This is a genomic window from Actinophytocola xanthii (assembly GCF_001921205.1).
Taxonomy (GTDB): Bacteria; Actinomycetota; Actinomycetes; order Mycobacteriales; family Pseudonocardiaceae; genus Actinophytocola; species Actinophytocola xanthii.
In genome coordinates this window covers 22,968-35,912 of the sequence record NZ_MSIE01000045.1, presented here as the reverse complement: position 1 = coordinate 35,912, position 12,945 = coordinate 22,968, and the positions used below count along the sequence as shown (strand labels likewise).

Here is a 12,945-nt window from a genome sequence, read left to right as displayed (position 1 = left end):
GACCCCGCCGCGACACCGCGGGCGGCCACCGGGGCAACCAGTGGGAGGCACCGGCGGAACCGGGACCGGTATCCGCCCGCGCCGGTGTCTTGTCGCTGGTCGGCCGGAGACCGTGGTCAGGGGCCTGTTACTTGACGCCGGCGGCGTCCATGCCTCGGAGTTCCTTCTTGAGGTCGGCTATCTCGTCGCGGAGGCGGGCGGCCAGTTCGAACTGGAGGTCGCGGGCGGCGTTCATCATCTGGTCGGTGAGTTGCTGGACGAGGTCGGCCAGTTCGGAGCGGGCCATGGAGCCGACCTTCTCCTTGACGTACACGCCCGAGGAGCGGCCGCCCGGTTCGCCGGCCGCCCGGCGCCCGCGGGAGGCGTTGCGGCCGGAGCCGCCGATCGGCACCGCCTCGGCGTCGGAGTCCTCGGCCTCGTTGTAGACGCGGTCGAGGATGTCGGCGATCTTCTTGCGGAGGGGCTGGGGGTCGAGACCGCGCTCCTCGTTGTAGGCGATCTGCTTCGCACGGCGGCGGTTGGTCTCGTCGATGGCGTGCTTCATCGAGTCGGTGATGCGGTCGGCGTACATGTGGACCTCGCCGGACACGTTTCGGGCGGCTCGGCCGATGGTCTGCACCAGGCTGGTGCCCGAGCGAAGGAAGCCCTCCTTGTCCGCGTCGAGGATCGCGACCAGGGAGACCTCGGGGAGGTCGAGGCCCTCGCGGAGCAGGTTGATGCCGACGAGCACGTCGAACTCGCCCAGGCGAAGCTGGCGGAGCAGCTCCACGCGGCGCAGGGTGTCGACCTCGGAGTGTAGGTAGCGGACCCGGATGCCCAGCTCGAGCAGGTAGTCGGTGAGGTCCTCGGACATCTTCTTCGTCAGCGTGGTGACCAGGACGCGCTCGTCGCGTTCGGCGCGGAGGCGGATCTCGTGCACGAGGTCGTCGATCTGGCCCTCGGTGGGCTTCACGATCACCTGGGGGTCGACCAGGCCCGTCGGGCGGATGACCTGCTCGACGAACTCGCCGCCGGTCTGGCCCATCTCGTAGGGGCCGGGCGTGGCCGACAGGTACACCGTCTGGCCGATCCGGTCCTGGAACTCCTCCCAGGTCAGCGGCCGGTTGTCCATCGCGCTCGGCAGGCGGAAGCCGTGCTCGACCAGCGTCCGCTTGCGGGACATGTCGCCCTCGTACATGCCGCCGATCTGCGGCACCGTCACGTGCGACTCGTCGATGACCAGCAGGAAGTCCTCGGGGAAGTAGTCGAGCAGGGTCGCCGGCGCGGTGCCGGCGTCGCGCCAGTCGATGTGCCGCGAGTAGTTCTCGATGCCCGAGCAGAACCCGACCTGGCGCATCATCTCGATGTCGTAGCTCGTGCGCATCCGCAGGCGCTGGGCCTCCAGCAGCTTGCCCTGCTTCTCCAGCGCCGCGAGCTGGGTCTCGAGCTCGGCCTCGATGCCGTGGATCGCCCGCTCCATCCGCTCGGGACCGGCCACGTAGTGGGTGGCGGGCGAGATCCGCAGCGTGTCGACCTGCTTGACGATCTCTCCGGTGAGCGGGTGCAGGTAGTAGAGCGCCTCGACCTCGTCGCCGAAGAACTCGATGCGGACGGCGAGCTCCTCGTAGGCCGGGATGATCTCGACGGTGTCGCCCCGGACCCGGAAGGTGCCGCGGCTGAACGCGATGTCGTTGCGGGTGTACTGGGTGTCGACGAGAGCCCGCAGCAGCATGTCGCGGTCGACCTCCTGGCCCACCTGCAGGGCGATCGTCCGGTCCAGATACTCCTGCGGGCTACCCAGGCCGTAGATGCAGGACACCGATGCCACGACGATCACGTCCCGGCGCGAGAGCAGGCTCCACGTGGAGGAGTGGCGCAGCCGCTCCACGTCCTCGTTGATCGAGGAGTCCTTCTCGATGTAGGTGTCGGTCTGCGGGACGTACGCCTCGGGCTGGTAGTAGTCGTAGTAGCTGACGAAGTACTCGACCGCGTTGTGCGGGAAGAACTCGCGCAGCTCGTTGGCCAGCTGGGCGGCCAGCGTCTTGTTCGGCGCGATCAGCAGCGTCGGCCGTTGCAGCCGCTCGATCAGCCAGGCGGTGGTCGCCGACTTGCCCGTGCCGGTGGCACCGAGCAACACGATGTCCTTCTCCCCCGCGGTGACCCGCCGCTCCAGCTCGTCGATGGCGGCAGGCTGGTCGCCGGCCGGCTGGTACTCGCTGACCATGCGGAAGCGTCCCTCGGTGCGAGGGATGTCACCGATGGGTCGGAACTCGGAGTGCGCCTTCACCATTGCCACGGGAACGAGGCTACGCCCGGGCACCGACAGAAAGGTCTTTGCGCTGGCAGGGGCCGCACGTGCCAGGCTTGGGCCGTGCACGCGCCCAAGATCGAGCTCTTCGACGTCGCCGGTATGACCAACACCGACCCCAAGGGGATCGACCGCGTGGTCGACCACTACCGGGTGACCGACTTCGGCCTGTACATGGCGCGCCCGCTCGCGGACCACCCGGACATCGCCTACTTCCGCTCCTGGCTGCTGCCCGAGCACGGCCTGCGGCTGGGCCGGTGGACGCCGCACCCGGGCAAGGAGCTCGGCTACGACGTCTACATCGACATCGTCGACATCGAGGTTGTCGACACCTCGGCCGGTGCGGTCTGGCGGACGGTGGACCTCTACCTCGACCTCCTCGTCCGAGACGGCCGTGACGTACGGGTGCTGGACATCGACGAGGTGCTCGCCGCACACGTCGCCGGACTGCTCGACGCGCCGACCGCGCACCGCGCGTTCGAGCGGACGTTCGCCGCGGTCGCGGGCATCGCCGGCGCTGGTCACGTGGTCGAGTCGTGGCTGAACCTGCCGCTCACCTGGACGGCCGATTGACGGGCAGGCGTCAATAGCCCTCGTCGATTTCGAGAGTTTCGTACTCAGATCGATATACGTTCGGAATCGAGTCGTGACATAACGAATCGTATCCGATCATCACCCACCGCATGCCGGCGACTACCCTCTGGACCCGTGGCCACGGCGATCACCCCCCAGTTGGTCGACATCGTCGACACTTTCACGTCGTCGCGCAACTACGTCTCCACCGGCAGCAACCGGCGCCTGCGCACCTGCCAGGTCGAGCGGTGGGGGCTGCGGACCGAGTGCCCGACGCCGGAGGACCCCTTCCACGACGCCGAGGTCACCTGGCTGCTCCCCGAGCTGAACCTGCGGCTGACCCACCACCGGCCGCGCTCCCGCCACGCCAAGCCCAACCCCAGCGTGCTGACCGTGGTCCGGGCGACCAGCGACGGCCGGTACTGGAAGACGACCGACCTGCTCCTGGGACTGGCCGTGCCCGGCGGCACCACGGCCCGGATCGTGCGCTGCGAGGAGTTCGCGGCGGCCGTGGCGGGCCGGGTCCTGCGCGCGAGCGACGCCGACCTCGCGCTGTGCACCGTGCACAAGACGCTCGAGGAGTTCAGCAGGCTGCGCCACGACCTGTCCGCCTGGCTCGCCCACAAGCACATCTTCGACGTCTGGCCGCCGTACTGAACCGTCCCCCGATTGGGCTCCACCGATCGGTTGATGCCCCCGCCCACCGGCGGGTCGGCCCACGCTGACCGCGCGGGCGATCCGCCGGCGACCCCGAACGACGAGACTGGACACGTGCGGCAACCGCTCCACGCGGACGTACGATCACCGGGCGACGTCCGCTGGGAGTGGGTGCGAGATGACCGAGGCGGAGCTCGTCGCCCAGCAGGAACGCTGGGAGCGCAAGGAGTCGGCGCTGCTGCGGGCACTCCCCTACTTCCTGCTGGCCGTCGGCACCCTCATCGCCCTGCTCCAGCCGCTGTGGGGAATGCCGGACAGGTCCACCCTGGTCATATCGCTCACGGTCCTGGCCGTCGGGTGGATCGCCGTCCTGCACACCACCCATCCGCAGTGGCGGACACGGCGCGGGCTGATGGGCGTCTACTACGCCGGCCTCATGGTGCTGGCCACCGCCCTCGTGGTGGTGTCCCCCTGGTACGGCGTCTTCTCGTTCATCGGCTACATCCAGGCGATGGAGGTCCTCGTCGGTCGCTGGCAGATCCTCGGGGTCGTGGTCACGGCGGCACTGGCCGGGACGAGCCAGATCGGCGGGGTGGCCAACATCAACGACCGGACCTGGTGGGCCTGGCTGGTGCTGGTGGTGTTCAACGCGCTCGTGGCCGGGACGTTCGCGTACTCCGGCGAGCAGTCCGAGCAGCGCACGCGCCGCCAGCGGCGGGCGCTGACCGAGCTGGGCGAGGCCAACGCCAAGCTCGAGGCGGCGCTGGAGGAGAACGCCGCGCTGCACGCCCAGCTGCTCGTGCAGGCCCGGGAGGCCGGCGTGCACGACGAACGCCAGCGGATGGCCAGGGAGATCCACGACACGCTGGCGCAGGGGCTGGCCGGGATCCTCACCCAGCTCCAGGCCGCCCAGCAGGCGTACGACCAGCGCGCCGAGTGGCAGCGGCACGTCGAGACGGCGTCGGCGCTGGCCAGGGAGAGCCTCACCGAGGCGCGCCGCTCGGTGCACGCGGTCGAACCGGCGGCGCTCGAGCAGGCGCGGCTCCCCGACGCGATCGGCGAGGTCGTCCGCAACTGGACCTCGACGCACGAGGTACCGGCCGTGCTGACCACCACCGGCGACGCGCGGCCCATGCACCCGGAGGTCGAGGTCACGCTGCTGCGCGCCGCGCAGGAGGCACTGGCCAACGTGGCCAAGCACGCCAGGGCGACCCGGGTCGGGTTGACCCTGTCCTACATGGAGGACCTGGTCACCCTCGACGTCCGGGACGACGGCGTCGGGTTCGAGCCGAACGGACGGCGCGCGAGCGCTCCGGCCTCGGCGACCGGGGGTTTCGGCCTGACCGGCATGCGGCAGCGGGTGCAGCGGCTGGCCGGTCGCCTGGAGATCGAGTCGGAGCCGGGGGGTGGAACGGCGGTGTCCGCTACCGTTCCGGCCATTCCGGCGGAGGGAGCGCGGTGAGCGGGACGTCCATCACGATGCTGATCGTCGACGACCACCCGGTCGTCCGCGACGGGCTGCGCGGCATGTTCACCGGCGAGCCCGGGTTCGAGGTGCTCGGCGAGGCCGCGAACGGGGCCGAGGCGATCGCGGTGGGCGAACGACTGCGCCCCGACGTGATCCTCATGGACCTGCGCATGCCCGAGGTCGACGGTGTCACCGCGATCCGGGAGCTGGCCAGGCGCGGCGTGCCCTCGCGGGTGCTCGTGCTGACCACCTACGACACCGACCGGGATGTGTTGCCGGCCATCGAGGCGGGCGCGACCGGGTTCATGCTCAAGGACGCCCCGCGCGAGGAGCTGCTCCGGGCGGTGCGGTCGGCTGCCCGGGGCCAGGCCGCGCTCTCCCCCGCGGTGGCGAGCAGGCTCATGGGACAGATGCGCCAGCCAGTCTCGGAACCGCTCTCGCAGCGGGAGCTGGAGGTGCTCGGCCTGATCGCCCGCGGCTCGACCAACCGGGAGGCGGCCGCCGCGCTGTTCATCAGCGAGGCGACGGTGAAGACCCACCTGCTGCACGTGTACGCGAAGCTCGGGGTGAAGGACCGTGCCGCCGCGGTTGCCGTCGCGTTCGAACGCGGCTACCTCAGCACGGGGCGGTGACCGCGATTCCGCGGAAATGTGCCGCAATCACCTGAATTGATCGACCGATAAAGGCGCTTTCCTGTTTCTGGCGCTTGTCGGCCGTTGTGTATACCGTGACGGGGTGTCAGCCACCGACGCCTCCGGCCCTGTCCTCGACCGCTACCGACGCCCCCTGCGGAACCTGCGGATCTCGGTCACCGACCGGTGCAACCTGCGGTGCCGGTACTGCATGCCGGAGGCGGAGTACGTCTGGCTCCCGCGCCGCGACCTGCTGACGTTCGAGGAGATCTCGACGTTGGTGGACGTGTTCATGTCGCTGGGCGTGGACAAGGTCCGGGTCACCGGCGGCGAGCCGCTGCTGCGCCACGACCTGCCGACGCTGGTGGGCATGCTGGCCGCCAAGCCCCTGCGCGACCTCGCCATGACCACCAACGGCGTGCTGCTCGCCGACCACGTCGAGGCGCTGCGGGCGGCGGGGCTTCGCCGGCTGACGGTCAGCCTCGACACCCTGCGGGCCGAGCGGTCCAAGACACTGTCCCAGCGCAACACCCATCCGCAGGTGCTGGCCGGGCTTGCCTCGATCGCGCCGGCGGGCTTCACCGACACGAAGATCGACACCGTCGCCCTGCGCGGGATCAACGACGACGAGCTGGTGGACCTGGTCGAGTACGCCCGCACGGTGCCGGCCGAGGTGCGGTTCATCGAGTACATGGACGTCGGCGGCGCCACGACCTGGTCGCCGGACCTGGTGCTCTCGCGTGCGGACATGCTGGAGACGCTGACCGCGCACTACGGCCCGATCACCCCCCTGCCCGCCTCCGACGTCGCGCCGGCCGACCGGTTCGCCCTGCCCGACGGGACGACGTTCGGGATCATCTCCTCGACCACCCAGCCGTTCTGCGCCACCTGCGACCGCAGCCGGCTCACCGCGGACGGCATGTGGTTCCGCTGCCTCTACGCGATCGAGGGCACCAACCTGCGCGACCCGCTCCGGGACGGCGCCTCGTTCGAGGAGCTGCGCCAGCTGATCACCGGCAGGTGGGCGGCCAGGACCGACCGCGGCGCCGTCGACCGCCTCGCCGAGCGGGACCGGACACCGTTCGTCCCGCTCGCCATGCTGCGGTCCAACCCGCACCTCGAGATGCACACCAGGGGCGGCTAGGCCTCCGGCGACCAGCCCGTGCGCCGCGCCCAGTCCTCCGCCCGGGAGGCCGCCTCGGCGAACCAGGGCTTCTTGTCCCGCGTGTAGCCGGTCATGTCGTCCTCACCGTCGTGGCGGCTGGCGAGGTCCTCCTTGACCGCCAGGTACTCGGCGCGGGCCGCGTCGTCGGCGCGCAGCCAGGCGGGGACGAGCAGGGCCAGCCGCCAGCCCGGTCCGCCGGTCACCCGGACGTGCAGGTGCGCGAGCCGGCCCGGGTCGGCGGAGACGTGCAGACGCCACTCGTCGGGCTCGTCGCGGTCGCCCCCCGGGTGGCGCGGGAACCCGGCCGCGGCCAGCGCACCGGCGAGGGCGTCGGCCCGGTCGAGCGAGTCGACCCCGAGCTGGAGGTCGACGAGGTCCCTGGCCGGCAGGCCGGGTACCGAGGTGGAGCCGATGTGGTCCACCCGCGCCGACAGGTCGCCGATCGCCGTGCGGATCCGGGCGGCCAACCGGCGGGCCTGAGCCGGCCAGGTGGGGTCGGAGGGCACCAGCCGAGGCCCGCCGTAGCGGTTGTGGTGGCCGAGCCGGAGGTTGCCCTCGTAGCGGACCAGCCGGTCCGCCCAGAGCGCGTCGACCGCGGCGAGCACCTCGTCGATGGCGCCACCGTTGTCCAGCCACACGTCCGCCGCCGCGCGCCGGGCCTCCTCGGTCGCCTGGGCCGCGATCCGGGCCCGGGCGTCGGCCTCGGTCATGCCCCGGTCGCGCACCACCCGCGCCACCCGGGTGTCGACCGGCGCGTCCACCACGATCACCAGGTGGTAGGCCGGCCCGAGGTTGTTCTCCACCAGCAGGGGAACGTCGTGCACGACGATCGCGTCGGCCGGGGCCGCGGACATGAGTTCCGCGGTCCGCTCGCCGATCAGCGGGTGCACGATGCCGGTGAGGGTCTTGCGCGCCTCCTCGTCGGCGAAGACCCGGCTCGCCAACCGGGCGCGGTCCAACGCGCCCGCCTCGTCGAGGATGTCCGTGCCGAACGCGGCGACCACCGCGGCGAGCCCGGGGGTTCCCGGCTCGACGACCTCGCGGGCGAGCCGGTCGGAGTCGATCACGACGGCACCGTGCTCGGCCAGCCGACCGGCCACAGTGGATTTTCCGGAGCCGATGCCACCGGTCAGACCTACTCGCAGCATGCCCGCATTCTGGCAGGGAGATCACCGGCCGCTGCCGCCACCTGTTCGGGTCAGGTCAGCCGGACACGCGGCACGAGATCCGCCGACCGGCCCACCCGATGCCCTACGGTGACCGCCACCGCGTCACCCACATGGAGGCCCCATGCCACGTCGCCGCAGGCAGCCGGGGAGGCACCGGCTCGGTGCGCCCGGCCTGAGGCACTGTCTGGACCACGCCGCCGTCGCGCAAGCGCTCGAGGAGTACCGGCGGACGTGGTGGACGGCGATCCTCGTCCCGACGGCGAAGCACAGCCTGGCCGGGCTACGCAGACGCGCCGCCGCGGCAGCCGCCGAACGAGCCTGGGCACCCGCGGTCGGCTGACCCTTCGTCGAGCGAGGGTTCGACGACGCGGCGAGGACGAGGGCGTCCTCGGACGCCACCGGAGCAGAGATCAACGGAAGCGCGGGAGCACACCCACTCCCGAGCGCACCCGACCCCGCGCAGCTGCCCAGGCCCGGATGCACCAACAGTCAACTCCCAGGTGCACACAACCCCGCGCAGCTGCCCATGCCGGGACGCACAACAGCCAACTCCTTCGGGCGAGGTGAGGCCCGCGGCTGCGTGAGCGAAAGCGAAGGAGCGTCCACCGTCTGGACTGAGGAGCGCCCGCAGGCGCGCCAGCGCCGAGGACGTGACGAGGGAAGACGGTGGGTCAGCGACTGAGCGAAGCGAACAATAAACACATACAAATAAACACAGGGCCCCGCCTGGCGGCGGGGCCCTTGGTGTCTACAACACTCACATACCGCCGGAGAGCTTCTCGCGCAGGGCCGCCAGCTGCTCGTCGCTGGCGAGGGTGCCGCCGCTCTTCTTCTGGGCGTCACCGCCACCCGACGAGTAGTTGCCGTCGCCCGCGTCGGCACCTTCGGCGCCGCCCTCGGACTCCGCCTCGGCCTCGGCCTCGGCAGCCTTCACGACCTGCTTCATGTGCTGCTCGTAGCGGGTGTGCGCCTCGGCGTACTGGCGCTCCCACTCCTCGCGCTGCTTGTCGAAGCCTTCCTGCCACTCCTGGGTGTCCGGGTCGAAGCCCTCGGGGTAGATGTAGTTGCCCTCGTTGTCGTACTCGGCGGCCATGCCGTACTGCGTCGGGTCGAACTCCGTGTCCGGAGTGAAGCCCTCGTTGGCCTGCTTGAGCGACAGCGAGATCCGACGGCGCTCGAGGTCGATGTCGATGACCTTGACCATGACGTCGTTGCCGACCTGGACGACCTGCTCGGGGATCTCCACGTGGCGCTCGGCCAGCTCGGAGATGTGCACCAGGCCCTCGATGCCCTCGTCCACGCGGACGAACGCACCGAACGGAACCAGCTTGGTGACCTTGCCCGGCACGATCTGACCGATCGCGTGGGTGCGGGCGAACTGGCGCCACGGGTCTTCCTGGGTGGCCTTGAGCGACAGCGACACGCGCTCGCGCTCCATGTCCACGTCCAGCACCTCGACCGTGACCTCCTGGCCGACCTCGACGACCTCGGAGGGGTGGTCGATGTGCTTCCAGGACAGCTCGGACACGTGCACCAGACCGTCGACGCCGCCGAGGTCCACGAACGCACCGAAGTTGACGATCGAGGAGACGACGCCCTTGCGGACCTGGCCGCGCTGCAGCTGGTTGAGGAACTCGCTGCGCACCTCGGACTGGGTCTGCTCGAGCCAGGCGCGGCGGGACAGCACCACGTTGTTGCGGTTCTTGTCCAGCTCGATGATCTTCGCCTCGAGCTCGCGGCCCACGTAGGGCTGCAGGTCGCGGACCCGGCGCATCTCGACCAGCGATGCCGGCAGGAAGCCACGCAGGCCGATGTCCAGGATGAGACCACCCTTGACGACCTCGATGACCGTGCCCTTGACCGGCTCGTCGGACTCCTTGAGTGCCTCGATCGTGCCCCAGGCGCGCTCGTACTGAGCACGCTTCTTGGACAGGATCAGCCGGCCCTCCTTGTCCTCCTTCTGGAGGACGAGGGCCTCGACCTCGTCACCGACCTTGACGACCTCGTTCGGGTCGACGTCATGCTTGATCGACAACTCACGAGAGGGGATGACCCCCTCGGTCTTGTAGCCGATGTCGAGCAGGACCTCGTCCCGATCGACCTTCACGATGGTGCCCTCGACGATGTCACCATCGTTGAAGTACTTGATGGTCTTGTCGATGGCGGCGAGGAAGTCCTCCCCCGTCCCGACGTCGTTAACGGCGACCTGCTGATTCGGCGCGGTGTCAGCCGGGACAGTGGTGGTGTCGGTGGACATTGGCTAGGTGGCTCCGGTACGGATTGGTTGAGAAGGCGGGCAGGATTTGCAGTTGTCGGCGCGCGGCGGCATAGTTCGCCGACGGGTGCGAACGAGTGTGTACGACACCGCCAACGCCGCGCGACCGACTCTGATTCCCAGCAAGGTGGACGGACGGCAGCGCGAAACCACTGCGCGCCGGTATCCTACGTGGCCGCACGTCGGCCGGGCAAACGTGGGTGCCCGATCAGCGCACGCGCGCGTACGAGGGGGAACGCATGTCGATGCCGTTACCGGGCCAGCCGAGCACCGGACCGGCCGGTCGGGACAGCGGCACCGAGGACCCGGCGGTCCGCAGGGCGGAACGGCTGCTCGGCACCGTCGGCAGCGAGCGGAGGCCCGCCTCGTCGGCGGAGTCGGCCGCGGCCAACAGCGCCTGGTGGGACGCCGACGCCGACGACTACCACGTGGAGCACGGCGAGTTCCTCGGCGTCGCCGACTTCGTGTGGTGCCCGGAGGCGGTGCGGGAGGCCGACGTCCGGCTGCTCGGCGACGTCGCCGGCCGGGACGTGCTCGAGGTCGGCTGCGGGTCCGCTCCCTGCGCCCGGTGGCTCGCCGACCAGGGCGCGCGGGTGGTGGGGCTGGACCTGTCGGCCGGCATGCTGCGTTACGCGTCGGCGGCGAACGAGGCCACCGGGATCGACGTGCCGCTGGTGCGGGCCAACGCCGAGGGCCTGCCCTTCGCCGACCGCTCCTTCGACATCGCCTGCTCGGCGTTCGGCGCGGTGCCGTTCGTGGCGTCGCTGGAGTCGGTGTTCGGCGAGGTGGCGCGGGTGCTGCGGCCCGGCGGGAGCTGGGTGTTCGCGGTGACCCATCCGATGCGCTGGATCTTCCCGGACGACCCCGGCCTGGATGGGCTGCGGGTCACCGGCTCCTACTTCGACCGCACCCCCTACGTGGAGGTCGACGGGGACGGCAGGGCCACCTACGTCGAGCACCACCGCACGCTCGGCGACTTCGTGCGCGCGCTGACCGGGGCCGGGTTCCGGCTGGTGGACCTGGTCGAGCCGGAGTGGCCGGACGGGTTGACCGAGGTGTGGGGCCAGTGGAGCCCGCTGCGCGGGGCGCTGTTCCCCGGCACGGCGATCTTCGTGTGCCGGCAGGCTCCATGAGCGTGGCCGGAGCGCTGCTGCAGGCCCAGACCGCGTGGTTCGAGTTCGTCGACCGGTCGCTGCCGCCCGCGGCACCGCCGCCGGACGGGGACGTGCTGACCGCGGCCCTGCCCGACGGGGAACGGGTGGCCGGCGTGCTGGTCCGCGACCGGTACGAGGCGGGCACGGCGCCGACACTGTGGTCGGCCCGGGAGGTCTGGGAGCTGCACCCGCTGGTCGGCGCGGCGGGCGGTGCGGGGCTGGACGTCCTGCTGCGGGAATGGCGCCGGGTCCTGGACCGGCTCACGCCCGGCCCCGACTCGGCGTGCGTGGTGACCTGGCCCAGCCGGGACGCGCAGGCGGTGCGGGCGTTGCTCGCGCACGGCTTCGCGCCGCTGTCGAGCCTGGCCGTGCGGCAGGCCTCGGCGGACCCCGAGGTGGGCGGGCCGGCCGGTGGGACCGCCGTGCGGCTGGCGACGATGCGCGACCTCGACGTGGCACTCGAGCTGGAGCTGGCCGAGCTGGCCTACTCGGCGCTGGTCGGTGCGGCGGTGCGGCGGCCGGACGAGCGGGCGGTGAAACGGGCGGCGCTGAGCCGACACCTGGAGCAGGGCGACCCGATCTGGCTCGCCGAGCGGGACGGGGTGCCGGTCGGCCTGGCCCACTGCCGGCTGGTGGACGCCGGGCCCGGGGCGGTCAGCGCGACGCGGCTGCCGGCGGGCCGCTGGGGGTACGTCAACTGCGTGTCGGTGCGGCCGGAGGCCCGCGGGACGGGCGTGGGGCGGCGGTTGATGGCGGTGGCGCACGCCGAGCTGGCGACCTACGGGGCGCTGGGGACCTTTCTGTACTACAACCCCCCGAACCCCCTCGCGTCGGTGTTCTGGGCGCGACAGGGCTACCGTCCACTCTGGACGATCTGGGAGGTCCGGCCGGCCGGTGCCCTGCGCTGAGCCCGGACGAGTGCCGCCGGGAGGCGGCCACGCGGTCAGTGGCCGCCTCCCGTGTGGTCAGTCGTCGCAGTGGACCGTGCTCCCCGTCGTTCCGTTCGGGTTGCTGGCCAGGTAGGCGTCACTGACCCAGCCCTGCACCTCCGTCGTGTCGTTGCGCAGGTAGGTCCACGTGTAGTAGGTGACGCCGTTGCGGGTGACCGCGTCCCCGTCGCGCCAGCAGTGGTAGTCGATGGAGTGCGTGCGCTGGGCCTGCCCGTCGGAGACGCAGCCGGTGTGCGGGTACCGGCGTTGGTTGACGTTGTCCCCGGTGACCAACCGGGCGTAGCCGCGCTGGTCGATGTCGTTGTGCGGTGTGTGGCCCGAACAGTGCCGTGGAGTGGGCGTGTCCGGCGCCTGCGCCGCCGGCACCGGTTTCGGCTTGACGGTCACCTCCGCACCGGCCGGGGCGGTGAACGTGAGCACCGCCGCCGCGGTCATCGCGAAGGTGGCGGCCGCGGCGAGAACTCGGTTTCTCATGACGAAAGTCCTTTCCCCCTGGACAACTTCGCGTTCTAGCCTCACCCCTGGCGCTTGTCACAGGATTGACGCACTGTTGACGCGGGCCGCCGGGGGGCGGCGACTGGGGGGATGAGCGTGGTGCGTGTTCACGTGCTCGGA

Annotated in this window: 12 protein-coding genes; 8 read left to right on the top strand and 4 right to left on the bottom strand. The window is 71.1% G+C overall.

Annotated elements, in window-relative coordinates; genetic code table 11:
- Positions 1–127: 127 nt before the first annotated feature.
- Positions 128–2,269 carry an excinuclease ABC subunit UvrB gene (gene uvrB, locus BU204_RS23630; protein ID WP_075127926.1) on the bottom strand — a complete coding sequence of 714 codons (2,142 nt, stop codon included), beginning with the start codon at positions 2,267–2,269 and terminating at the stop codon, positions 128–130.
- Positions 2,270–2,350: 81 nt separating this feature from the next.
- On the opposite strand from uvrB, the gene BU204_RS23625 reads away from it, so the two are divergent.
- The 5 genes from BU204_RS23625 (at position 2,351) to moaA (ending at position 6,761) form a co-directional block, all read left to right on the top strand.
- Entirely contained in the window at positions 2,351–2,860 is a 510-nt protein-coding gene (locus BU204_RS23625) for a DUF402 domain-containing protein (protein WP_233160531.1), read from the top strand.
- A 135-nt stretch (positions 2,861–2,995) separates the two neighbouring features.
- On the top strand, positions 2,996–3,517 hold the full coding sequence (locus BU204_RS23620; RefSeq protein WP_075127925.1) for a DUF402 domain-containing protein: 522 nt from the start codon (positions 2,996–2,998) through the stop codon (positions 3,515–3,517).
- Between the two features lie 178 nt (positions 3,518–3,695).
- Positions 3,696–4,979 (top strand): sensor histidine kinase, encoded by a 1,284-nt coding sequence (locus tag BU204_RS23615; RefSeq protein WP_075127924.1) that lies wholly within the window; start codon positions 3,696–3,698, stop codon positions 4,977–4,979.
- Positions 4,980–4,996: 17 nt separating this feature from the next.
- Complete coding sequence (locus tag BU204_RS23610; protein ID WP_075127985.1) at positions 4,997–5,617, top strand: response regulator; 621 nt, start codon at positions 4,997–4,999, stop codon at positions 5,615–5,617.
- Positions 5,618–5,720: 103 nt separating this feature from the next.
- Positions 5,721–6,761, top strand: coding sequence for a GTP 3',8-cyclase MoaA (gene moaA / locus BU204_RS23605; RefSeq protein WP_075127923.1), 1,041 nt, complete (start codon positions 5,721–5,723; stop codon positions 6,759–6,761).
- On the opposite strand, the gene coaE is transcribed toward moaA, so the two are convergent.
- On the bottom strand, positions 6,758–7,930 hold the full coding sequence (gene coaE / locus BU204_RS23600; RefSeq protein ID WP_075127922.1) for a dephospho-CoA kinase: 1,173 nt from the start codon (positions 7,928–7,930) through the stop codon (positions 6,758–6,760). The two genes, moaA and coaE, sit on opposite strands and share 4 nt — an antisense overlap.
- Before the next feature lie 142 nt (positions 7,931–8,072).
- Here coaE and BU204_RS23595 point away from each other — a divergent pair, with 142 nt between their 5' ends.
- Positions 8,073–8,291: a hypothetical protein gene (locus tag BU204_RS23595; protein WP_075127921.1), complete on the top strand. Its 219-nt coding sequence runs from the start codon at positions 8,073–8,075 to the stop codon at positions 8,289–8,291.
- Between the two features lie 417 nt (positions 8,292–8,708).
- Here the strand turns inward: BU204_RS23595 and rpsA are convergent, their stop codons facing one another.
- Positions 8,709–10,208 (bottom strand): 30S ribosomal protein S1, encoded by a 1,500-nt coding sequence (gene rpsA, locus BU204_RS23590; RefSeq protein ID WP_075127920.1) that lies wholly within the window; start codon positions 10,206–10,208, stop codon positions 8,709–8,711.
- Positions 10,209–10,471: 263 nt separating this feature from the next.
- Between rpsA and BU204_RS23585 the strand changes: the two genes are divergently transcribed.
- Positions 10,472–11,359: a class I SAM-dependent methyltransferase gene (locus BU204_RS23585; protein WP_075127984.1), complete on the top strand. Its 888-nt coding sequence runs from the start codon at positions 10,472–10,474 to the stop codon at positions 11,357–11,359.
- Positions 11,356–12,288: a GNAT family N-acetyltransferase gene (locus BU204_RS23580; RefSeq protein ID WP_075127919.1), complete on the top strand. Its 933-nt coding sequence runs from the start codon at positions 11,356–11,358 to the stop codon at positions 12,286–12,288. Before BU204_RS23585 ends, BU204_RS23580 begins: the two co-directional genes overlap by 4 nt.
- 57 nt (positions 12,289–12,345) lie before the next feature.
- Here BU204_RS23580 and BU204_RS23575 read toward each other — a convergent pair whose 3' ends face one another.
- Positions 12,346–12,804 (bottom strand): hypothetical protein, encoded by a 459-nt coding sequence (locus tag BU204_RS23575; protein WP_075127918.1) that lies wholly within the window; start codon positions 12,802–12,804, stop codon positions 12,346–12,348.
- Between the last annotated feature and the right edge of the window lie 141 nt (positions 12,805–12,945).